At 47.9% G+C, this 22,951-nt stretch carries 18 protein-coding genes; 14 read left to right on the top strand and 4 right to left on the bottom strand.

The annotated features are described in order from the left end of the window. Positions 1–52 precede the first annotated feature (52 nt). The 14 genes from ABU178_RS18800 to ABU178_RS18735 all read left to right on the top strand — a co-directional run bounded on the left by ABU178_RS18800 (position 53) and on the right by ABU178_RS18735 (position 19,180). Positions 53–2,662, top strand: coding sequence for a fimbria/pilus outer membrane usher protein (locus ABU178_RS18800; protein ID WP_397217780.1), 2,610 nt, complete (start codon positions 53–55; stop codon positions 2,660–2,662). Then, positions 2,650–3,237 carry a fimbrial protein gene (locus tag ABU178_RS18795; RefSeq protein WP_397217778.1) on the top strand — a complete coding sequence of 196 codons (588 nt, stop codon included), beginning with the start codon at positions 2,650–2,652 and terminating at the stop codon, positions 3,235–3,237. The genes ABU178_RS18800 and ABU178_RS18795 overlap by 13 nt, the downstream gene beginning before the upstream one ends. A 117-nt stretch (positions 3,238–3,354) precedes the next feature. Then, positions 3,355–3,900, top strand: coding sequence for a type VI secretion system contractile sheath small subunit (tssB, locus tag ABU178_RS18790; RefSeq protein WP_397217776.1), 546 nt, complete (start codon positions 3,355–3,357; stop codon positions 3,898–3,900). Between the two features lie 5 nt (positions 3,901–3,905). After that, positions 3,906–5,399 carry a type VI secretion system contractile sheath large subunit gene (gene tssC, locus ABU178_RS18785; protein ID WP_397217774.1) on the top strand — a complete coding sequence of 498 codons (1,494 nt, stop codon included), beginning with the start codon at positions 3,906–3,908 and terminating at the stop codon, positions 5,397–5,399. A gap of 179 nt (positions 5,400–5,578) precedes the next feature. Continuing rightward, entirely contained in the window at positions 5,579–6,109 is a 531-nt protein-coding gene (locus ABU178_RS18780; RefSeq protein WP_397217771.1) for an Hcp family type VI secretion system effector, read from the top strand. Positions 6,110–6,327: 218 nt separating this feature from the next. Beyond that, complete coding sequence (gene tssJ / locus ABU178_RS18775; RefSeq protein WP_397217769.1) at positions 6,328–6,840, top strand: type VI secretion system lipoprotein TssJ; 513 nt, start codon at positions 6,328–6,330, stop codon at positions 6,838–6,840. A 3-nt stretch (positions 6,841–6,843) separates the two neighbouring features. Next, entirely contained in the window at positions 6,844–8,190 is a 1,347-nt protein-coding gene (gene tssK, locus ABU178_RS18770; RefSeq protein WP_397217767.1) for a type VI secretion system baseplate subunit TssK, read from the top strand. Positions 8,191–8,216: 26 nt separating this feature from the next. After that, complete coding sequence (gene tssL, locus ABU178_RS18765) at positions 8,217–9,563, top strand: type VI secretion system protein TssL, long form (RefSeq protein WP_397217889.1); 1,347 nt, start codon at positions 8,217–8,219, stop codon at positions 9,561–9,563. Between the two features lie 11 nt (positions 9,564–9,574). Further along, positions 9,575–13,519, top strand: coding sequence for a type VI secretion system membrane subunit TssM (gene tssM / locus ABU178_RS18760; protein WP_397217765.1), 3,945 nt, complete (start codon positions 9,575–9,577; stop codon positions 13,517–13,519). A gap of 88 nt (positions 13,520–13,607) precedes the next feature. Beyond that, on the top strand, positions 13,608–14,267 hold the full coding sequence (locus tag ABU178_RS18755; protein WP_397217763.1) for a hypothetical protein: 660 nt from the start codon (positions 13,608–13,610) through the stop codon (positions 14,265–14,267). 58 nt (positions 14,268–14,325) lie between these two features. Then, positions 14,326–16,854, top strand: coding sequence for a type VI secretion system tip protein TssI/VgrG (gene tssI / locus ABU178_RS18750; protein ID WP_397217761.1), 2,529 nt, complete (start codon positions 14,326–14,328; stop codon positions 16,852–16,854). Positions 16,855–17,034: 180 nt separating this feature from the next. Continuing rightward, positions 17,035–17,865: a TagK domain-containing protein gene (locus ABU178_RS18745; protein ID WP_397217759.1), complete on the top strand. Its 831-nt coding sequence runs from the start codon at positions 17,035–17,037 to the stop codon at positions 17,863–17,865. A gap of 17 nt (positions 17,866–17,882) precedes the next feature. Further along, complete coding sequence (locus ABU178_RS18740; RefSeq protein ID WP_397217756.1) at positions 17,883–18,680, top strand: type VI secretion system accessory protein TagJ; 798 nt, start codon at positions 17,883–17,885, stop codon at positions 18,678–18,680. 14 nt (positions 18,681–18,694) lie between these two features. Then, complete coding sequence (locus ABU178_RS18735; protein ID WP_397217754.1) at positions 18,695–19,180, top strand: type VI secretion system baseplate subunit TssE; 486 nt, start codon at positions 18,695–18,697, stop codon at positions 19,178–19,180. A 56-nt stretch (positions 19,181–19,236) separates the two neighbouring features. Here ABU178_RS18735 and mnmE read toward each other — a convergent pair whose 3' ends face one another. From mnmE to rnpA, 4 genes are all read right to left on the bottom strand, one after another. Next, positions 19,237–20,601, bottom strand: a complete 1,365-nt coding sequence (gene mnmE, locus ABU178_RS18730; RefSeq protein WP_397217751.1) for a tRNA uridine-5-carboxymethylaminomethyl(34) synthesis GTPase MnmE — start codon at positions 20,599–20,601, stop codon at positions 19,237–19,239. Between the two features lie 107 nt (positions 20,602–20,708). After that, positions 20,709–22,355, bottom strand: coding sequence for a membrane protein insertase YidC (gene yidC, locus ABU178_RS18725; protein WP_397217749.1), 1,647 nt, complete (start codon positions 22,353–22,355; stop codon positions 20,709–20,711). A gap of 2 nt (positions 22,356–22,357) precedes the next feature. Further along, the gene (gene yidD, locus ABU178_RS18720) at positions 22,358–22,615 is read right to left on the bottom strand and encodes a membrane protein insertion efficiency factor YidD (RefSeq protein WP_397217747.1); all 258 of its coding nucleotides are present in this window, start codon (positions 22,613–22,615) and stop codon (positions 22,358–22,360) included. Next, positions 22,579–22,938: a ribonuclease P protein component gene (gene rnpA / locus ABU178_RS18715; RefSeq protein ID WP_036625704.1), complete on the bottom strand. Its 360-nt coding sequence runs from the start codon at positions 22,936–22,938 to the stop codon at positions 22,579–22,581. Before rnpA ends, yidD begins: the two co-directional genes overlap by 37 nt. Between the last annotated feature and the right edge of the window lie 13 nt (positions 22,939–22,951).

Below are 22,951 nucleotides of genomic sequence, written 5' to 3'. Positions count from 1 at the left end.
TGAAAACTGCCTGGTTTTAGGGGATGGTTCTGATTCATAGCAGGAGGCTAGTGTGCTTATTTCAGGAAGAGGAAAGCATCAGGTAGCTGGAAGGGAATTTACGCTTTCAAAGCTGGCTACAGTCGTTATCGGCATCACAGCGAGCATGGTATGCACTTCACTTTATGCCCGTGAGAATAATGAACTTGCTGATATGCCAGCCAGCAATGGCAAACCTTCAAGCGAAACCGCGGTTGAATACAACGCCAGCTTTATTCGTGGTGTTGATATTGACCTTTCTCGCTTTTCACAAGGTAATCCGGTTGATCCCGGTACGTATCCTGTGCTGGTCAGGCTGAATCAGGCCAGCCAGGGTCATTACAGAGTGAAGTTTGTTGCAGAAAAGAATGGGGGTAATGCTCGAGCCTGTTTTACCGCAGCTGAGCTGCAACGGATCGGCATCAAACCTGATAATGAAAATCTTGCCAGCAAAGATAGCTGTTTTTTCATTGAAAATTTCGTTAAAGGCGGCAGCACCAGTTATAACAGCAATGATTTTGAATTGGATATCGCTGTTCCCCAAATAAATCTGATTAAAAAACCGCGCGGCTATGTTGATCCTTCTCTCTGGAACAGCGGCGCGACATCAGCATTCGTGGACTACAACGTCAATTACTACAACTCTACGCGCGGCGGGGGAAGAAGATACAACTCCGATAATACTTATCTGGGATGGCTGGCAGGCGTTAACGTTGGCAGCTGGCGTATCCGGAAACGTTCCAGCATGGCATGGATGAATAATACGCGTTCACCTGGTCAAAACCTTTATACCTATGCGGAAACGGATATCGATGCGCTGAAAAGTCGCTTAACGTTGGGCGACAGCACTACGCGCGGTATCGTTTTTGATGGTTTTTCCCTGCGCGGTATGCAGTTACAGTCTGAAGATAAAATGTTGCCAGAGGGCTATCGTAACTTTGTTCCTGTACTGCGCGGCATTGCTGAGACCAACGCTAAAGTCAAAATCATCCAGCGCGACAGAATTATTTACGAAACCATTGTACCGCCAGGCGAGTTTGAAATTGATGATATTGGCGCTATGGGATATGGCGGTAACCTGCAAATGGTTATCACTGAAGCTGATGGCAGAGAGCGTATACAAAATATCCCGTTCTCGGCGCCGCCGATGCTATTACATAAAGGCATTTCTCAGTTTGGCATAGCGGCAGGTGAGCTTCGTGATAACAGGCTCAGAAAAAAACCGAAAGTGATACAAGGTATCTACCAGTATGGGCTTTCAAATATCATCACGCCCTATACCGGGTTCCAGGTTGCTGAACATTATCGCGCAGCTGCTGTGGGTACTGCGTTCAACACGTTGTTAGGCGGCATTTCTGTTGATGTCACTCATGCACAGAGTGAACTTAAAGAAAGCAAAAAAAGCAAAGGCAACAGCTTTAGCGTCGCTTATTCAAAATATATCGCACCGACAGATACGGACCTGGTGTTAGCGGCCTATCGCTATTCCACCAGAGGCTACTTAACGCTGCCGGAAGCCAGCCTTGAGCGATACGGCCGTCAGGACACGTCAGAAATCATGGGGCATCGGGTACGCAACAGGCTAACGTTGAACCTGGGGCAGCGCCTTTGGGATAAAGCCCGGCTCAATTTCTCTGCGAGTCTTTATGATTACTGGGACGACCGGCCTGCAGCAAAACAGTTTGCGGTTACGTTCATGCATCCGTTGAGATATTTTTCTTACTCGATCACGGCGCAACGTGAATTTAACCGGTTCGAAAAAGCGGTAAATACCGTGCTTTTATCGGTGAGCATTCCGCTAGGCAGACAAATGCACAGTCAGCCCGCATTCAGTTCGATTTATACCTCGTTGGTTCATGACACAACGAACTCAACGGCATTCAATATTAACGCTTCAGGTAGCCAGGGCGAACAAAACGAGCTGAACTATTCTGTCGGAACGTCCGCCGCCAAATACCGACATGGAAAATCGCAGGAAACAGTCTCAGGCAACATCAATTATCGCACGCCGATCGGCAACTATAGCATGACGGCATCGGCGGACAATCACGCTGCCAGACAGTTCTCATTGGCTGCCAGCGGCAGTGCGGTTGCGCATCGTGGCGGCATTACCCTTGGCCCGCAGGTTGGTGAAGCGCCATTCGCCATTGTTGAGGCCAAAGGCGCTGCAGGCGCGAAGCTATTGAACGGTTATGGAACACAATTTGACTGGAACGGCTATGCCATTATGCCTTCTCTTACACCTTATCGGGAAAATAGCGTCAGCGTAAGCAATTTTAGCGAATCGAATAATGTCGATATCCTGGAAAGTCAGCATATGGTTGTGCCACGCGCAGGTTCTTCACTTTATGTAAAAATGAAAACGATAGTTGGTGCGCCGGTTATGCTGACCATTCGTGATGAAAAAGGAACATATCTGCCGATAAGCACGCGTTTGTTCGATAAAGACGGCGTAGAGAAAAGTATTGTAGGACAGAGTGGTATGGCCTTCCTGCGTGGCTGGAATGCAGCGGAAGAGAATCTCTACGCGAAAGGTAATAATGACCAAAATATTTGCTACATCCCTGCAAATAAAACGCTTGCTGGTAAGCTAAAAGCCAATGCTCAAATCGTTTCTCAGTTGGAGGCAATATGTGTTCACTGACAGACATGGTAAGAAAAAGATTTAATTACTGCTGCGCTTTTTTTCTGGCACTAAACCTGAATCCTGTATGGTCAGAAACAAAATGCAAAGACGATCAATGTAATGTCATCGTTAACTTTTCAGGGAAATACCTTGAGGAAACTTGCGAGGTAGATATTAACGGCAATGGTAATGAAGATACGATTACCCTGCCAACGATACTGACTTCCTCATTGAACAATGATGGTGACGAAGCAGGTCACACACCCTTTTCGGTAAGTTTAAGTAATTGCCCTTATAGCAGAACGGTTGCCTTATATTTTAAAACAGGATCTGCAGGTTCAGATGCCAGAACTGGCAACTTATTAAATAGTCAGGGCAGTGACTATGCTAAAAACGTGCAGATCCGTTTAAGAAAACAAGACGCTTCTGTAATAAAAGTTGATAAATTAGAGACGATGCAGCGTTATAATATATCCGCTTCTGGTGAAACGGTTAAACACAGTTATACGGCCAGCTATTATGCAAATGGAAATTTAAAAGCAACGGCGGGTGAGGTTGAGACTCAGGCTGAAATTGACCTAATTTATGAATAAAACTCAAGGAAAGCTAATTCCCGGCATTAAGGTTCTGGAAAACATCCCTGAGCCTTATAGGATCGCAATGATATAAATCATTGTGTTTCTCAAACTGATGTTATAAAAGAGTGACCCATGCTTACGAGTAAAAGAAGTGCGCAAAAATTTATTGCGAGGAACCGTGCGCCTCGTGTTCAAATTGAATATGATGTCGAAATCTATGGTAGCGAAAAGAAAATAGAATTGCCTTTCGTTATGGGAGTGTTGGCTGACTTATCCGGAAAAGCGCTGGAGCCGTTACCGCCTGTTGCAGACAGAAAGTTTTTAATTATCGATATTGATAATTTTGACGAACGTATGAAAGCAATGAAGCCGCGTGTTGCTTTCGCCGTGCCAAATACATTGACCGGTGAAGGTCAATTAATGGTGGATATCACTTTCGAGAGCATGGATGATTTTTCACCGGACCGAATTGCACAAAAAGTCGAGCCGCTGGCTCAGCTGCTTGATGCGCGCACCCAGCTGGCGAACCTGCAAACGTATATGGATGGCAAAGCGGGAGCAGAGAGTTTGGTAATGGACGTACTGAAAGATAAATCATTACTGAATACGTTGGCTGCTGAGCCGAAGAAGAAACCCATGGAATCAGATGTTTCACGTCAAGATGAATGGAATGAGTAATCATCATGTCAGTACAAACTACCACATTAGAAAAAAACGCAGCTGTCGTTTATGACGACTTTAGTTCTTTGCTTGAAAAAGAGTTCAAACCTAAAACTGACCAGGCGAAAGCAGCAGTAGAAAGCGCAGTTAAGACACTGGCTGAACAGGCACTGGCTAACTCCGTCACGATGGCGGAAGATGCCTATAAATATATTGCATCAATCATCGCAGAAATTGACCGTAAGCTTTCAGAACAGATTAACCTTATTCTTCATCATTCTGAATTTCAGCAACTTGAAAGCGCCTGGCGGGGTTTGCATTATCTTGTGAACAATACCGAGACGGATGAAAAACTTAAAATCCGCTTTATGGACATCTCCAAAAATGAGCTGCGACGCAACTTAAAACGCTACAAGGGCGTTGGTTGGGATCAAAGCCCATTGTTTAAACAGATTTATGAAGAAGAGTATGGCCAACTTGGCGGTGAGCCTTACGGCTGTCTGATCGCTGATTACTATTTTGATCATACTGCGCCTGATGTGGATATGCTCTCTTCAATCAGTAAAATTGCTGCTGCGGCCCATGCACCTTTCATTGCCGGCGCATCTCCTTCAGTGATGCAGATGGAATCCTGGCAAGAGCTGGCTAACCCACGCGATTTAACCAAAATTTTTACACAGAACCTGGAATACACCGCCTGGAATACGCTGCGTGAATCGGAGGACTCCCGATACATTGGTCTGGCTATGCCTCGCTTCCTGGCACGCCTGCCTTATGGCATCAACACTAATCCGGTGGATCATTTCGAATTTGAAGAGACCACAGAGGGTGCAGACCATAGCAAATATGTCTGGTCAAATGCTGCCTATGCCATGGCGGTCAATATCAACCGCTCGTTCAAAGAATACGGCTGGTGTACCACTATTCGCGGCGTGGAAAGCGGCGGCGCGGTAGAAAATCTTCCCTGCCATACTTTCCCGACGGATGATGGCGGCGTGGATATGAAATGTCCGACCGAAATTGCTATTTCCGATCGTCGCGAGGCGGAACTGGCTAAAAATGGGTTCATGCCGTTAATTCATCGTAAAAATACAGACTATGCTGCTTTTATTGGCGCTCAGTCATTGCAGAAACCTGCTGAATATTACGATCCTGATGCAACAGCGAATGCAAATTTATCTGCGCGTTTGCCTTATATGTTTGCCTGTTCCCGTTTTGCGCATTATCTAAAATGCATAGTGCGTGATAAGATTGGTTCTTTCCAAACGCGTGAAAGTATGCAAAACTGGCTGAACGACTGGATTGTGAATTATGTTGATGGCGATCCGGTTAACTCATCTCAGGCAATAAAAGCTCGTCGCCCTCTTGCCGCAGCAGAAGTTGTTATTGAAGATATCGAAGGAAATCCGGGGTATTATCAAGCAAAGTTTTTTTTGAAACCGCACTTCCAGCTGGAAGGTTTAACCGTGTCTTTAAGAATGGTTGCTAAATTACCTTCGGCGAAAGGCAACGCTTAAAAAAATTAAGAGCCAATTTTTATTCTGAACTTGTTCGGAAGGCTTTTTGGGTTGTTGCAGAAGTTATTACTACAACCCTTAAGGAAAGGGAAGAGTGGTTAATGGAAAAATCACTTCAATTCCTGTGTAGCGTATTACATTTGTTGTAATACTAAATAAGTGCTAAAAGGAGAATATTCATGGCACAAGATATGTATCTTTCAATCACTGATGTTAAAGGTGAGTCTACTGAAGAGGGATTTGTAGACCATATCAACGTATTAGATTGGGATTGGGGCGTAAAGCAACATCCTACTTTAGTTAAAGATAAAGGTCTGACTGCAGGTAAAGCAGAATTCTCTAACTTTAGCGTTATTTACTATATCGATAATTCAGTACCGACAGTTCTTGACTTCTGCGCCAGTGGACAAAGTCTTAAAAAAGTCGAGTTTGTTTGCCGTAAGAACGTGGGCAAGTCTGGTGATAAGCCGAAGTATGTTAATTACTGGACCCTGGTATTTGAAGACGCCATGATCACTAACGTTGATTTCCTGGAGCACATCGATAAAGGTGTGCTTAACAGTGGCGATACCTACAAAGTGAAAGTTGACTTTGCATTCACTAAGTATGCGATCAAATACATTCCGGTTAATAAAGAAAACATTACTCAGCCTGCTAACGTTAAAACGGGCAACCTGTGTAATTCACAAGACGTTACCAATAGTATCTGATTGCTATAGCCATAAACTTGCCATCGGAAGATGGCAAGTTTTTTAAATGTAGTTAAGCCAGGCACAGGATTAATGTTGATTTTCTGTTAGGGTCTCGGAAAAAGTGGTGAACGTATCGAATAAGAAGGAGCTATTCCAGCACTCAGCTAGGCAGACCCACATCAGATTAAAATTTATATTAGTATTATTTAATGTAATGGATATTGTGGGAATTTCCCATGAATAAATTGATAATTTTTTCATTATTTTTATTTTTTGTACTGGTGGCAGGGTGTGCGAAGCAAAATCAGCCACCTCCGGAACGAGAAAGAGTAATGAAGATTTTTGCTGGAAAAGACATTAATCCAAATAAGTATAACCATGCTGCACCATTAAGTTTATTTATCTATCAGCTCAAGGCATTGGAAAACTTTCAGGAGCAGGATGATGAACTCTTCTTTTTGCCTGATGCGCGTGGGGTGACGTCATTTTCTCAGGACGTTATCGCAATGAAGGAGTTAACCATTAAGCCAGGTGAGAAACGCGAGGTTCGCTTTCCCCGTCAGTCTGATGAAGTTGCATTTGGCGTTATCGCTGCTTTTCGTGAAATTGATAAAGCAGTATGGAAGCAAGAGATCGCTTTTCCTGAAGACAAATTGCAACCATGGTATAAAAAATTCTTTTCAGTCCCTGAAAGTAAAGTGATTATTCATATCAAAAAATTATCAATCGAAGCTAAAGTAATGGAATAAGCGGTGAAAACTAATAAAGTCGTATGGAGTGAAGGATTATTTCTGCGTCCGCAACTTTTTCAGCAACAAGAGCGTTATTTTGAATATTTCGCTCATAAACGCGCAGCAACCATCACGCCTTTTTTTTGGGGCTTCGCTCAGTATGAGATTGATAAAGAAGCGTTGAGCTATGGCAAGCTGGTGCTGCGTTCGGGCAAAGGCGTTATGCCGGACGGCACGCCGTTTGATATTCCCGATCATGCGGATTTACCGGAGCCGCTGACTATCACGCCGGAGCTGCTGGGTAAGGTTATCTATCTGGCCGTGCCATTACGCCTCGATAACAGCGAAGAGACGATTTTTGATAATGAAGATTATGGCTCGCTGGCGCGCTTCGAAGCCTTTGAAACGGACCTTCACGATACTAATGCGATTCGTCAGGGGCCTAAACCCGTTCAGCTCGGAAAGCTTCGTTTAAAGCTGGTTGCAGAAAATGAGATGACGGAATCCTGGATTGGCCTGGCGTTAACCAAAGTGAAAGCCCTTCAGCCGGACGGTAGCGTGCTGCTGCATACTGAGGATTATATTCCGCCAGTGACTGCCTATGGCGCTAACGCCTTATTAACAGAATGGTTGACGCACCTTAACGGTCTGGTGAAATTACGCGCTGAGATGCTGGCGAATCGTCTGTCGGTTAGCAACGGTAAAGCCAGCGCCAGTGCAGAAATCGTCGATTATCTATTGCTGCAGATTTTTAACAAATATGAACCGATTCTGGATCATCTACGTGATATTCCCGAACTGCCTCCGATTACACTTTATCAGGAGCTGGCGAAGTTTTCGGGTGAGCTTTCTACGTTTATCCGCTTACAAACCCGGCGCCCGCAACGCGCGCCCGGCTATAAACATGCTCAGCTCTATCCTTCTATTTACCCGTTGGTAAGGGATATACACGATCTGCTTAATCAAATCCTTGTTCGCGCCGGTCAGCTTATTGCACTCGAATATAAAGGAAATGGCATTTGGTCGGCGACGATATTGCCGGCAGAGCTACGCTCCTTTACTCACCTCGTGCTGGCTGTACATGCTCAGCTTCCGGGAGATGTATTGCAGCATCAATTTGTCGCACAGACAAAAATCAGTGCGCCTCAGCAATTACGTGAGTTAGTCAGGTCACATCTGCCCGGATTGGCTCTCCAGTCTCTGCCCGTTCCGCCACGGCAAATTCCTTATAACTCCGGCTATGTTTATTACGAACTGACTAAAAGCGGTACTTTTTGGGAAAGCATCGCCAGCACTGGCGCGATCGCGATGCATGTCGCGGGAGATCTGCCTGGCCTGAAAATGGAACTATGGGGTATAAGAAGTTGAACAGTGCAAACTACGACTTCCCGGAAATGCAGCCTGTTAATGGCGTTCCTGACAAGCGGTCCGATAACCCTCAGGCGCTGGGAAAGTTCTTACTGGATGATTCTGTTTCGTCTGTGGATTTTGAACAGACTGATGAGACGCCGCCTGAGAAGGGTACCGGCCCAACTATCCAGATAAAAAAAGAGCAGCTTTTTCGCAGCGAAAGCGTTCAACAACGTGTCAGCCTGGTGAAAAGCGCGACAAACAAACTGCTTGAAGCCGCGCAGCCGCTATTGCGAGCATTGAGCGATATGCCTGAAGAGATTACATCTAATCAGAGCGTCGAAATATTAAAAAAAAGCCTGATTAACGAAATTAATATTTTTACTGTGGTTTGCGACGAGGCAGGAATTAGCTGGCAAAAAATGGCAATCGTCCGCTATTGCCTGTGCACCGCTCTGGATGAATCCGCTCATGCCAAGCCTTGGGGAATGCTGGCTGCCTGGTCGCAGAGCAACTTGCTTAACCATTTTGAAGGCGACAACGACGGCGGAAATAAATTTTTTCTGCTAATCGGACGGCTTTCGATGAGTCCGGATGAGTATGCGGATGTACTGGATATCTTGTTAAAAATTCTGGGGCTGGGTTTTGAAGGCCGTTACAGCATTATTCAGGATGGCGACAGGCAACTCACTAAAATCCGTCGGCGTTTGCTAAATATTATCCAGAGCAGCAGAGACTCATTACCTGCGGCGCTTTCGCCCCATCCCGTTATGCCGCATGAAAGAAAAAATCGCTTCAGCTTTTATTTACCTTTAAGGGTGAGTTTCTGGCTCGGCATATTGCTGCTGTTTTCCGCTTTTCTCAGCTACCAATATTGGATTACCACGCGCTATTACACATTTTCCAGCCAGCTTGAGGCCCTGCAGCGCATTACCTATGTGCCCGCTGCCAAACCCAGCGTAGCGAAACTGCGACTGTCGATTTTGCTTAGACCTGAAATCGACAAAAATCTGGTGCAGGTATTTGAAACTGATGGCCAGGGAAAAGTGATTTTTACCGGCGACTCAATGTTTGACTCTGGTTCAGAAAAAGTAAAACCAGAAATGGGCGAGGTTTTACAACGCGTAGCGAGCGAAATTAAACGCGTGAAAGGCAGCACGGTCATTGTCGGCCACACCGATTCTGTCCCGATCCGCACCGCAAAATATGCCAGCAATCAGGCGCTCTCGGAGAGACGTGCGACAGATGTGTCAACCTGGTTCACGCACGAAGGCATTGCTCCTGAAAAAATCAGCATCAAGGGCGCGGGTGAGAAAGAACCTGTCAGCAGCAACGATACCGCACAGGGCCGGGAACGGAATCGGCGTGTAGAAATTTTTGTAACTTATTAACGAGTTTAACAATGGCTTTTTTTAATGGATCTTCAGCGCTCAGATTAACAAAATGGATTATTGCGCTATTAAGCTTGTTACTGATTGCGCTGGCAATCTGGTTTCTCGGGCCGTTTTTAGGATTTGGCGAAACGCGCCCTCTTGCTACAACAGAACCCAGAGTTATCTTTATTATATTGGCTGTGCTCTGTTTTATCGGACTGCTGTACAGCGTACCGCTCATACTGCTGTTTCTGGTCACCTCTGCGGTAATGGTATGGGTTTTCGGCCCCTGGTTGCTGGTGGGAGAAAGCTATCCTCTGGCTGAAGTTGTTCCTCGTGCGACTCTCATTATCGCGCTACTTTTTATCGCATTGCTTTATGGCGCCTGGCGATTACTGATGGCTGTCCGCCTCGATCCGGCGCTGCTGGATAAATTTTTTAAAGATAAAGCGCTTCAGCCAGAAGAACAGTATGCGCGTGAAGTGACGCGCATCATCAGGCACGCAGCCAACTATATTAAAGGCACGCAGAAGAAACTGGCGAAATGGCGGTTCTCCCGCAGCGCGCATTATTATCTCGATAAATTGCCCTGGTATATGACGCTGGGACCTGAAGGCGCAGGCAAAACCTCCACTGTACTCGCTTCCGGCCTGAGCTTCCCTGTGCCTGAGCAACTGACTCGTATTGGTAAAGAAAGCCAGCCAACACTGAATTGCGAATGCTGGTTCGCTAACGAGGCGATATTTATTGATACCGCAGGAAAATATATCAATGAGGATAAAAGCGCCGATTTTGAATGGACAAGCATCCTTAAAGCGCTGAAAAAATATCGTCCGCTGAAATCGATTAATGGCGTCATCGTGACGCTGCCTGCCGAAGCCATTATGGGGCAGGACAAAAAAGAGATTTTCACGCTGGCCTCCCGCATACGTGCACGGCTGGATGAGATGAAAAATAGTCTGGGCGTCTGTTTTCCTGTCTACGTTTTGATTACCCGCCTGGATGAGCTGGCAGGTTTTGCAGAATATTTTCGTACTTTGACGCCGGAGGAGCGCGAACAAATCTGGGGATTTACGCTGCCTTATAACCAGCATAAAAAAATGCTTATGCCCGATTTGAAAGCAACCCTGAATACCGAACTGGCTTTGCTTGAGGAGCGTATTGAGGGCGGCTTAACTGTACGTATGCAGGACGAGTATGACGCCACGGACAGAAAACGCATTTATGCTTTCCCGCAGGATTTCAGAGAGCTTGCGGCGGGCGTATCAGAAGTGGTGCATCATATTTTCTTTTCTTCAAAATATGACGATGTGCAAAACCAGGCGCAGCTGCGTGGGGTTTATTTTCTGAGCGCAATGCAGCAGGGCAACACTTTCCTTGTTAATAAGAAAACGTTAATTCAGAAGTGGAAAACGTTTATCACAGGAAATTCCGCTGCGCCAGAAAAAGAGGAAAGTGACGGTAAAAGCCGCGATCTGCTAGTCAATGATGCGATTTATGGCCGGCAATACTTCCTGAAAAGGCTCTTTTCCGACGTTATCGTGCCGGATGCGCACCTGGCGCGATTTAATAGCGCATCCACATCGCGCTATCGTTTCCGCAATATTGTTGGCCATACGCTATGTATTGGAATAGTGGTTTGGTTGCTGAATAGTTTTTACCATAGCTATCGCAACAACACCTCATATCTGGATGAAATCGTCAGCCGCGTCACTGCGCTTGAAAACGAGACGAAACGGTTTTCAAAATCAACGCAGGAAGCCATGCTGCCGGTATTGCTCAGACTCTCTCAGGAACTGCCTTACAGCGAACAGTTTGACGTGGCGAGCCCGCCTTTAAATTATCGTTATGGGCTGTACGTTGGCTACAAAATGCTCTCTGCTTCTGAAAGCCTTTATGTCTGGTTCCTTAAACGGTTATTGCTACCGGCTATTGAAGATCAGGCGACCTATGCGCTTGAAAAAGCCATTCAGAGCGGTGAACTGGATACTATTTATCGGCAGTTAAAAACTTACCTGTTGGTTTATGGCCAGGGAAAAATGGATGAGGTCTGGCTGACAAACAGCCTGTTTAATCAATGGCAGGCCGCGAGCAAGACGGATATGTGGGGGGATCGGGAAACGCTGGAAATGCATTTTCAGACGCTTCTGGCGCATAGCGACTGGCGGAAATATGGCCGTGAACCTGATAATGAGCTGATTTCGCAGGCAAGAACCCCTCTGCAAAACAATAGCTCTGCGGCAAGATTATATGAACGTTTAAAAGAGAAAATCGCGCAGGATGAGGTGCCTGATAACCTTACCTTGAGTAAGTTAATGGAGGAACAGGACACATCGGTATTAACGCTGACAGACACCGATCTGGCACTACGCGGCGTACCCGGCCTGTTTACCTGGGATGGGTATCACCATTTTTTCAAAGGCAGATTGAATGAATTTATTAAACAGCTACAGAGTGAAGATAGCTGGATAATAGGTACAAAAGAAAAGCTCTCCATGCTCAATACGCAAATGCCGGTAGATATGCTGAAGGGGGGTATGCGTGAGGGAAAGTCATTACAGGAGGCTGTACTAAAGCTTTATCTTAAAGAATATGCCCGAACATGGAACCGTTTTATCAGCAGCATCGCGCTGAAGACCGATACTCTCGATGTGGCGAAGAATAATAATCTGACTTTTGATATTTACGCGTTACGTATTATTACCGCGCCCGATTCACCCTTAAAAAACTTACTGGTAAATATTGTCAGAGAAATAACGCTTGTGGATCCGTCGGTCAACATTGCAGGAAGTGTGAGCTTTCGGGGCAGCAATCTGTTAGGTAATGCGATGAAGATGAAGGATGTCGTCGAGTTTCGTGAGAAAAAACTCTTGCGGGAAAACGTTGATAACCATTTCAATCCGCTGCGCCAACTGGTGGGTTATCAGCCGCCGGTTTTGCCTGGAAACGAAAAAAGCAGCAGAAAAGGCGGTGAAGGGCTGGATGCTGTTCTCTCTATGCTGCGCGAACATTATATGATCCTGGTTGTGACCAAAGAAGCGATTAAGAATGGCGATACTCCGCCAGAAGGGGATAAAGCGCAGCAACTTCGTGCAGCAGCGTTAACGTGGCCTGAGCCTTTAGGTAATATTATTTTACCTTTGCTGAATAAAACCACGACAAAAGTAAATAACCAGATCGTCCTGAAAATGAACAGCCATGCCCAACAGGGCATCGGTGAAATTTGTCGTTCCGTGATTGCCGGCAAGTATCCTTTTACCAGCAATGGTCAGGAGATTGGTTTACATGAGTTCGAATCGTTTTTTGGCAAAGGCGGCACAATGGATCAGTATTTCGCTGATAATCTGGCCGATCAAGTTGATACCTCAATCAAGCCCTGGCGCTATAAGCAGGAGGCGCAGGGTGCTGTTTCCGGGCGGGCTGTTCTGTCTTCATTTGAGCTGGCGGCTGATATTCAACGGCACTTTTTCCAGAGTGATGATGGGAAAAAATTTAACGTTAATTTTGCGATTTCCGTAGCCTTTATGGACCCATCAATAACGGCAGCAAAGATAAAGTTTGATGATCAACAGTTTCATTACAAGCATGGCCCCGTTATGCCGGAGAATTTTAACTGGCCGGGGGCGTTATCGGGGACGTTGATTGATCTCTCTTTGCAGCCAGCAGGAAGCACCACTAAGTTCATCGGCCCGTGGGCACTGTTGCGCTGGCTGGACAGCGCGGAAAGTGCGACTCAGGCCGCAAACGGGCATATGCTTTTGACTTACTCTCTTAATAAGAAAAATAACGCTTCATCACATTCAACGCGCTTATTTTCGTCTCCCTTCTTTTCATCAGCGGAACAGGAAAAGGTCCAGTTTGAAGTTGCAGGTTTAAGCAGTAAAGGCGTTTTACTTAATAGATTAATCAAAAGTTTTCGCTGTCCATCAGACAGGAAGATTTCAACAGGATTGCCGAATAGCAATATTTTATAAAATCACGCATCGGTGTAGAAAGCTGTCATTACAGATTTACCCGTTAACTGTAGCAATGTAGCAGGCAGGAAAAGTAAGAGGTACAGGGATGTCGAAAATTAAACGTGTTATATTGAGCAGCGAACGGGAATTGAAAAAAATTGTTCAATTGCCTAAAATTGACGTTCAGATTGTTCGTTTCATGCAGCACGTCATTGTTTCCGGACCGGGTTCGACTCCCATGTCGAAGCAGTACCCGGAATGCTATCCGTGGTGCTTTTTACTGGCCGATCGGAAAGAAAACTCAAAAAATATCTTTTTAGGCGCACTTGCTACGCTTTTCGAAAAGCATGAAAAAACAGTATTTCTTTCTTATTTATCTTTGAATAGCGATGAAGCCAGAAGAAATCTTCTTTCTGCGCATCATCTCGCCTTCTGGCAGGCGAGAATACTGGCTCTGTTAGTGGATAACGAAGATTCAGGAATAAATAAAAAGATGTGGCGTGAATGGACGGTATCCTTACAACGTTCGCTCTCACCTTTCCGGGAAAAACTTTTAATCAAACCTGAATTTTGTTTCGATTATAAAAAGAGTGTTTTGCTTTCACCCTGCTGTAAAACAGACTTTGATCTCATGCCGGACGCCGGGGTTGAAAATATGCCCTGGAAAGCATGGCCTCAGGTTATCCGGAAGAGTAATGAGTCATGGTTATGGAGACAAAATCGACAGGCAAGAATTATTGATTGTCAAAAAGTAGCGTTTCAATGAATGAAACAGGCAGAGCGAATTTACGTTCGGTCTCATTAACTATGGATTAGGTACTAGTATGTCACGTATAGTTAATTTTAGCAGTCCGGCTATGCCTTTGTTGCTGGGCGAACCCGCGCTAAGCTTTTCACATTTAGAAGGAGAAGAGTCGCTTTCTGAGCTTTATACTTATACATTAACAGCTAAAACGCCAGCTAACCCTGATATTCCATGGCAAACCGCTTCTAATCTCAACCTTAAAGATTTTATTGGTAAAGAGGTTACTATAGAGATTGCCCTGGACAGCGCTGAGGAAGCGGCAGGTGGCATGCCAGTCAATACGCGCCAGATCTCCGGATTGGTTGAGAGAGCGCGTTTTATTGGGCGTGATGGTTATCGGGCAAGGTATGAGTTTGTCGTTCGTCCCTGGCTTTATTTAACTGACCTGACGGCAGACTATAAAATTTTTCAGCAGAAAACTGTGACAGATATTATCGATGAAGTCTTGTCGGAATATTCTTTTCCTTATGAAAAAAGACTCTCATCAACCTATCCCTTACTTGACTATCAGGTACAATACGGCGAAACAGATTTTAATTTTGTTCAGCGCTTAATGGAAGAGTGGGGGATTTACTGGTTTTATGAACACGCCGATCATAAACATCGTCTGATTCTTGTCGATCATGTCGGGGCGCATAAGCGTTACTCTAATCCTAACTATCATATTCTCCGTTATCATACGGAGCATAATAACAGCCAAAAAGAGTATGTTACTCAGCTTGCGATTCAGGAGCGTATTACTTCCGGGAAATGGGTGACAAACGATTATGACTTCACGAAATCTCGCGCTGATATTATGGCGCTTGATTTAAAGCCCCGAAAGACCAGTTATAACCAGATGGAAATATTTAACTGGCCAGGCGATTACGATGATCCCACTATCGGTGAACAGCTTGCCCGGGTGCGCATGGAAGAGCGCGGCGCGAAAGGTTCACGCTCTTCAGGTGAAGCCAAGGTCAGGGCAATTGTTTGTGGCACTACCTTCACTTTACAAGATCATCCGGTAAAAAAAGCAAACCGGGAATATCTTGTGCTGCGTAGTAAGTTATTAATTAAAGAAGATGGACAGGTCAGCAACTTTAACGAGAACGATAATCCTGAAATTTGGGATTTCAGCTGTGAATTTACCGTTCAGCCTACGACAAAAATTTATCGTCATCCACAAACGGCAATTAAGCCAAAAACGCGTGGGCCTCAGACCGCTATTGTCGTTGGCCCGGAACACCAGCGTATATGGACCGATGAGTACGGTAGGGTCAAAGTGCGCTTCCTTTGGGATCGCTATGGGCAGAACCGGGAAACTGACTCATGTTGGATCCGGGTCAGTCAGGCTTGGGCGGGCGATAACTTTGGTGGAATTTATATTCCTCGTATCGGACAAGAGGTTATTGTCGATTTCCTGAATGGCGATCCTGACAGGCCATTGGTTTTGGGTAGCTTGTATAACAATGTGACGATGCCGCCCTGGCAATTACCGCTTAATGCGACACAGAGTGGATTAATTAGTCGAACCATTGACGGCGGAAAAGAAAATTATAACGGTGTGCGTTTCGAAGACAAACCTGGTCTGGAGCAGTATTGGGAGCAGGCCGAGCGCAATATGACGCGCCTGACCAAGAATGATGAAACGCATACCATTGGCGCAAATTATGTCCAGAAGGTGGCTGGAAATACCACAAAATTAGTCGGTGGTACTCTTACCCAAACTATAGTTGGCGCAGCAACCCAAACTTTCACCGGAGGTGTTTCCTGCGGTATCAGTGGCGGCGCATTTGCAACTTCTGTTGCGGGCGCGCACTCATTAAATGTCGGCGGCGCCAGCGCGATTAACGTAGGGGGCGCCAGTGCGGTTAGCGTTGGCGGAGCTTATGCTATTAACGTTGGTGGTGCATCTTCGTTTGTTACGGGTGGCGCAATGGCAATCAACTCCGGAGGTGACCTTGCTATCACAGGCACTGTCGTACGTATCACCGGTACGAAAGGGGTCATTATTTCTGGTCCAGTGAGTTGTGATGGCTGCTGCTGCGGCAGCTGCTGTGGCGGCGGCGGCGGCGGCGGTGGGGGTGGCGGAGGTGGCGGTGGTAGCGCTGTTCCCTTTAGTGCACCTGCTGTCGGATTGCCTGGCTTCTCGCCCGGTAGTTTACTGCCTTTACCACCTTTGCCGATACCGATACCGATACCGATACCAGATCCTGGTACAAATCCGGGAACAGACCCGGGGACAGATCCAGGAACAGATCCGGGAACAGACCCGGGAACAGACCCGGGAACAGACCCGGGAACAGACCCGGGAACAGACCCGGGAACAGACCCGGGAACAGACCCGGGAACAGACCCGGGAACAGACCCGGGGACAGATCCAGGAACAGATCCAGGAACAGACCCGGGAACAGACCCGGGAACAGACCCGGGAACAGACCCGGGAACAGACCCGGGAACAGACCCGGGAACAGACCCGGGGACAGATCCGGGAACTGAGCCGGAACCGCCAGAGGATACGCCAGAGGATATAATTCCTGTGCTATGGCCCCGTCGCCCCCTGATTTAATCCACACCCCTTCTTTTACCGTAAAACGTAAAAGAAGGGTTTACTGCTATTGAATGTGAAATTAACGCTCTATTTAGCGAGGTGAAGTATGTCGAATGTAGCCAGGATTGGTGATGTAACCTGTCATGGCGGGATTGCTGTAACAGGCTCAGGCTATGTCTGTACAGAGAGTTGGTGATAATGAATCTGTTATTAACCTGGCCCGAACAGCAACACGCTTTTTACCTGAGCGAAAATTATTGTGCTGAAAAACCGCTCTGTTTTGACGTCAACAGCGGAGAATTTATTTCCGATAAAGTTTCTGCTAATCGGGAAACACTCCATTTTTACTGGAACGTCTCCGGACCTGTTATGGTTAATCACTGCGAAGAATATGTGTGCATTGTTAATAAGCATCCTCTTGCTTATCAGAAAAGAATTCCTCTACAGTCAGGCATGATGATTCAGGCTGGGTTATTTATGCTACTGACCAACGCGTCAGAGGCTTTCGATCTCAGCGCGGAACTTTTCAATGACCCGCTAATCAATCCGTTAAAACATGCACGGATGGGGAAAGTTGAAGAGATTTTACCTCAGGGCGGCTATCACCTTATTACGATGGAAAGCTCGCTTATTGAAAAAATTGGCGAAATAAACGAAGAAGCTATTCTAAAAAATCTGGAGTTCGAATATAAGAAGTATTTGATTCTCGATGAGCAGCGTCGGGAAAACTACACTGAGGCTGAACAAAGCTATATTGTCTCTGGCGTTGATCCGCTTTTTGAGCAAATTCGAGAGGGTCAGAAAGAGAAAACCATAACCGAGTGTATTTTTGAAACCTCCGCGTTAATTGAAAAGGTTCTTGCCGAACTGGATGATAACTTTGATTCAGAGGAGTTTCAGCCGGAGGAAGAGCAGTACGATTTGCTGAAGATTTTAGCGCCTGAAAGTATTTTACCTGGCAACAAAAAGAGAGTATCAAACCTGGTCTATCACGATCTTTATCAGCCGGGCCTGGATAGCAAAATATAACCCACAGGGAGTAAACCATGCAGCAATATTTGAAGCTTAATGAAATTTTAAACGAAAAATCTCTGGACGAAATGACGCAGGATATATTGCGTCAGGTAAAAAATAAGCCAGATGATATTACCTTACGGGAAGTCCTGTTTAAACTGTATTGCATCGAGGGCGCATGGGAAAAAGCCATGCTGCAACTTGAGACTACGCTGATGCTGGACAGCAGCGACAAAAAACAGATCGAACTCTATAAGAACCTGGTACTTAGCGAAATGCTGCGCGAGCAGGTGCTGGCTGGTCAAAAAAGCGCGGGTACGCTGGATAAATGCCCGCCGCCCTGGATGGAAAAACTGCAGCAGGCGAATAAAGCCTGGCATGACGGTGATATTGAGCGCTCCGACGAGCTGCGCCTCAATGCTTTCAGTGAAACACCTGAAAAAGGCGGCGAAGGCCCGCACACCGGTTCCTTTAGCTGGCTGGTGGACAGTGATTCACGACTGGGGCCGGTTTGTGAATTTATTAGCGCTGGCGGCTACCGTTGGATTCCTTTTAGCGAGATTCAGTCGATGAGCGTGCGCGTTCCGCAGGATACGCTGGAGCTAATTTGGGCACAGGCGCAGCTAGTGGTCAATGGCGAAACCTTTTATGGCTTTATACCCGCACGCTATCCGGTCGGACAGGATATGGACCCATCTGTCAAACTGGGCAACCGGACAGAATGGAGCTCAATGACGGACGTTCTGGCAATAGGGGCGGGTCGAAAAGTTCTGATTACCGATCAGAATGAATTTTCACTGTTTGAAATCGATCGCGTTAACTTTGTCTGAACCTGTACGCCGTGATGGAACTCAGAAAACAATTTTTGCCGACCCTGCTGGATCGTTTGCTGGACGATCAGCCTAAAGCGCAGCAGGAACGTTTCGACCGGTTTTTCTTTAATGCCAGCGAGATGCGTTCCGTTGTTTTACGAGACGTTCTGGCAATCCTGAACAGTACCAACATTGAAGATCGCCTTGAGGCAGAACGCCATCATTATGTGGCCGAGTCGGTGGTCAACTATGGGATCAGGCCGGTAACCGGGACGCATCCTACGCAGCACGACTGGACGGTAACGGAAAAAAATTTCCGTGAAGCGATTTTACGATTCGAACCACGAGTCATTCCTGAATCACTGCGGGTCACTTTGCCGGATAAACAGGAAAAGGCATTTAAAAATGGTATGTTGCAGTTTGAAATCCACGGGTTAATTTATTGGAATCCTTATCCCATCGATTTGGCTGCAAAATTTCTACACGATCGGGAAAACGATAAGATCATTTTAAAATAGCGATAACAGCAGCGGCCATGGCCGCTGCTGTATCTTTTATGATTCGCTTTGCCGCATCACTTCCCGATACAGAAGCTGGAGAAAATCCGTCCCAGCAAATCATCGGAAGTAAATTCACCGGTAATTTCGCTTAACGCCTGCTGCGCCAGGCGTAGCTCTTCCGCCAGCAGCTCGCCCGCCCGGGCACCCAGCAATTGGGCTTTTCCCTGTTGTAAGTGAATAGCCGCTAACTCCAGCGCCTGCAGATGGCGTCGACGCGCCAGAAAGCCACCTTCCATATTGCCGGCAAAACCCATGCTCTGCTTGAGATGGTCGCGCAGCACCTCAATGCCTTCGCCGGTACGCGCCGAGAGACGAATAAGTGAGTGACCATTTACTTCGCTTATGCCCAGGGTTTCGCCAGTAACATCCGCCTTATTGCGCACAACCGTAATCGGCAGGGCGTCGGGAAGACGCGAAACAAAATCGGGCCAGATCACCGCTGCTTCGGTAGCGTCCGTGGTCGTGCCGTCGACCATAAACAGCACGCGATCCGCCTGCTCAATCTCCTGCCAGGCGCGCTCGATACCGATGCGTTCGACCTCGTCGCTGGCTTCGCGCAGCCCGGCGGTATCGATGATATGCAGCGGCATGCCGTCGATGTGGATATGCTCGCGCAGCACGTCGCGCGTGGTGCCTGCGATATCCGTCACGATAGCCGCCTCGCGGCCCGCCAGCGCGTTCAGCAGGCTCGATTTACCGGCGTTAGGGCGACCGGCGATCACCACTTTCATCCCTTCCCGCAGCAGGCTGCCCTGGCGCGCTTCGGCACGCACGCCGTCGAGATCGGCGATGACATTGTTTAGCTGGGCTTCAATTTTGCCGTCGGAAAGGAAATCGATCTCCTCGTCCGGGAAATCGATGGCCGCTTCCACATAGATGCGCAGGTGAGTAAGTGCTTCCACCAGGTTATTCACCCGGCTGGAAAATACCCCTTGCAGAGAGTTTACGGCGGAGCGCGCCGCCTGCTCCGAGCTGGCATCAATCAGGTCGGCAATGGCTTCAGCCTGCGCCAGATCGAGCTTATCGTTCAGAAAGGCGCGCTCGGAAAACTCGCCCGGCTGTGCGATACGCACCCCCGGCAGCGCCACGATGCGCTTCAAAAGCAGATCGAGGATCACCGGTCCGCCATGACCCTGTAGCTCCAGCACATCTTCACCGGTAAAGGAATTGGGACCCGGAAACCACAGCGCGATGCCCTGATCCAGCACGCCGCCATCCGCATCTTTAAACGGCAGATAATCGGCGTAGCGGGGCTTAGGAAGTTTACCCAGCACCTGCTGTGCCACCTCGGCCGCTCTGGTGCCGGAAATGCGCAGGATGCCGACGCCGCCGCGTCCGGGTGGCGTCGCCTGGGCGACGATAGTATCGCTGTGGCTCATAAATTTTCTCTCACTACATAAAAAAAGAAGGCGGTCGCTTTGACCGCCTTTATACCCTTCATCTCTCAAATTGCAACCGTCGGGCTGCTGGCTGAAAGGTGAGGAGATTACGCTTTCTTCTTGTCGCGGCTGTGCAGGCCGCGTTTTTCCAGGCCGCGATAGATCAGCTGCTGCTGGATAATGGTCACCAGGTTACTCACGATATAGTAAAGCACCAGACCTGCCGGGAACCACAGGAAGAACACGGTGAAAATTACCGGCATAAAGGTCATGATCTTCTGCTGCATCGGATCCGTCACCGTGGTCGGCGACATCTTCTGGATGAAGAACATGGTAATGCCCATCAGGATCGGCAGGATGTAGTAAGGGTCCTGTGCGGACAGGTCATGAATCCACAGCGCGAACGGCGCGTGACGCAGCTCGATCGAGCCGCTCAGCATATAGTAGAGCGCAAGGAAGATCGGCATCTGAATCACTAACGGCAGACAGCCACCCAGCGGGTTAACCTTCTCCGATTTGTAGAGCGCCATCATCTCCTGGCTCATCTTCTGCTTGTCGTCGCCCAAACGCTCACGCATCGCCTGAATTTTCGGCTGCAGCATACGCATCTTCGCCATCGAGGTGTACTGCGCTTTGGTCAGCGGGTACATGATGCCGCGCACGATGAAGGTGATAACGATAATCGAGAAGCCCCAGTTACCGATAAAGCTGTGCAGGAACTTCAGCAGCTTGAACAGCGGCTGAGAAATAAACCACAGCCAGCCATAATCCACGGTCAGATCAAGATGCGGCGCTACGGCGGCCATCTTGTCCTGAATTTCCGGGCCGACCCACAAGGTCGCGCCGAGATCCTGCTGCGCGCCTGCGGCAACCGTCACCGGCGCCGATTTATATCCCACTGCCGCCACGCCGTTGCCCAGGTTGCTGGTGTAAAGCGTGTTGGTGCCCTGGGTGCGCGGAACCCATGCGGTAGCAAAATATTGCTGCAGCATCGCCACCCAGCCGTTAGCGGTGGTGATGTTCAGGTTCTCATTGTCAGCGATGTTATCGAACTTATATTTCTCATACTTCTCGTCGCTGGTGGAGTAAGCCGCGCCGCGGAAGGTATGCAGAGCAAAGTTGTTGTTGCCGGTATCACGATGCTTCGGCAGATCGATGGTCTGCTTCAACTGACCAAACATCGATACTTCCAGCGGCTGCTGGGTGGCGTTGTTGATGTGATAGTCGACGTTAACGGCATATTCGCCACGCTTAAACACGAAGGTTTTGGTATACGCCACGCCATTTTCAGCGGTCCAGGTCAGCGGCACGCGCAGCTCGGTCTGGCCATCCGCCATCTCAAAGTGATCCTGGTCACTGTTGTACAGCGGACGCGCGCCGTTGTTCGGGTTATCCGGACCGTTGCGACCGGTCAGGCCGCTTTGCGCCTGGTACAGGAACGCCGGCGTGGTTTCCAGCAGCTGGAACGGCTGCGCAGAACCCAGTTTATCCGGATAGGTCAGCAGCTGTGCCTGCTCAATATCGCCACCACGGGTGTTGATGTTAATAGACAGGACGTCGGTCTTAACGGTGATCGTTCTGCCCTGGCCGCTGGCTGGAACGCCCTGACTGGCGGCATCACCCGCTGTGCTGCTCGTGTTTTGCGTGGTCTGGGTCTGCTGAGGCTGCGGAGCATGGTCCGTCTGCCAGGCTTGCCAGATCATAAAAGACACGAACAGAAAAGCGATGAGAAAAAGATTGCGTTGCGAATCCATCGTTAATGTTCTCTGTTATTGTCGGTTTTTGGCGGCACCGGATCGTCGCCACCCGGGTTCAAAGGGTGGCATTTTAATACGCGTTTTATCGTCAACCAACTGCCTTTTATCACGCCAAACCTGCGCAACGCCTCAATACCGTATTGCGAGCAGGTTGGCTGAAAGCGACAGTGAGGTCCCAGCAGTGGACTGATGGCGCGTTGATAAACGCGTATCAGAACGATCAGGAGCCGCGCGCCAGGCGACAGTGACGACGCCATAATTTCTCCAACGCTTCCGCCAGCGCACGGTTATCGAGATCCGCAACGCCTTTTTTCGCCACGACCACAAAATCCATTGCTGGCAGTTCATGCTGACGCAGACGAAAGCTTTCGCGGGTCAATCGCTTGATCCGGTTGCGTTCGTGGGCGCGTTTCACATGTTTTTTGGCGACGGTAAGACCGATGCGGGGATGCCCCAGCGAGTTCAGGCGGCCGAGGATGGTGATTTGCGGCGTGCCAGCCCTTTGTGGCTGCTGGAAGACGAAAGTGAAATGAGTGGGAGTTAACAAACGTAACTCCCTGGGAAATGCGAGCTTAACCACGAGGGTTAGCTTT

It is taken from the genome of Pantoea osteomyelitidis (assembly GCF_044342975.1).
Lineage (GTDB): Bacteria > Pseudomonadota > Gammaproteobacteria > Enterobacterales > Enterobacteriaceae > Pantoea > Pantoea osteomyelitidis.
The sequence above is the reverse complement of the archived record's forward strand: the minus strand, read 5'-3'. Positions and strand labels throughout refer to the sequence as shown.

What these genes read in the sequence shown, in the direction of transcription:
- ABU178_RS18795 (WP_397217778.1), top strand. Translation starts at nt 2,650, where the DNA reads ATGTGTTCACTGACAGACATGGTAAGAAAAAGATTTAATTACTGCTGC.
- tssB (WP_397217776.1), top strand. Translation starts at nt 3,355, where the DNA reads ATGCTTACGAGTAAAAGAAGTGCGCAAAAATTTATTGCGAGGAACCGT.
- tssC (WP_397217774.1), top strand. Translation starts at nt 3,906, where the DNA reads ATGTCAGTACAAACTACCACATTAGAAAAAAACGCAGCTGTCGTTTAT.
- ABU178_RS18780 (WP_397217771.1), top strand. Translation starts at nt 5,579, where the DNA reads ATGGCACAAGATATGTATCTTTCAATCACTGATGTTAAAGGTGAGTCT.
- tssJ (WP_397217769.1), top strand. Translation starts at nt 6,328, where the DNA reads ATGAATAAATTGATAATTTTTTCATTATTTTTATTTTTTGTACTGGTG.
- tssL (WP_397217889.1), top strand. Translation starts at nt 8,217, where the DNA reads ATGCAGCCTGTTAATGGCGTTCCTGACAAGCGGTCCGATAACCCTCAG.
- tssM (WP_397217765.1), top strand. Translation starts at nt 9,575, where the DNA reads ATGGCTTTTTTTAATGGATCTTCAGCGCTCAGATTAACAAAATGGATT.
- ABU178_RS18755 (WP_397217763.1), top strand. Translation starts at nt 13,608, where the DNA reads ATGTCGAAAATTAAACGTGTTATATTGAGCAGCGAACGGGAATTGAAA.
- tssI (WP_397217761.1), top strand. Translation starts at nt 14,326, where the DNA reads ATGTCACGTATAGTTAATTTTAGCAGTCCGGCTATGCCTTTGTTGCTG.
- ABU178_RS18745 (WP_397217759.1), top strand. Translation starts at nt 17,035, where the DNA reads ATGAATCTGTTATTAACCTGGCCCGAACAGCAACACGCTTTTTACCTG.
- ABU178_RS18740 (WP_397217756.1), top strand. Translation starts at nt 17,883, where the DNA reads ATGCAGCAATATTTGAAGCTTAATGAAATTTTAAACGAAAAATCTCTG.
- ABU178_RS18735 (WP_397217754.1), top strand. Translation starts at nt 18,695, where the DNA reads ATGGAACTCAGAAAACAATTTTTGCCGACCCTGCTGGATCGTTTGCTG.
- mnmE (WP_397217751.1), bottom strand. Translation starts at nt 20,601, where the DNA reads ATGAGCCACAGCGATACTATCGTCGCCCAGGCGACGCCACCCGGACGC.
- yidC (WP_397217749.1), bottom strand. Translation starts at nt 22,355, where the DNA reads ATGGATTCGCAACGCAATCTTTTTCTCATCGCTTTTCTGTTCGTGTCT.
- yidD (WP_397217747.1), bottom strand. Translation starts at nt 22,615, where the DNA reads ATGGCGTCGTCACTGTCGCCTGGCGCGCGGCTCCTGATCGTTCTGATA.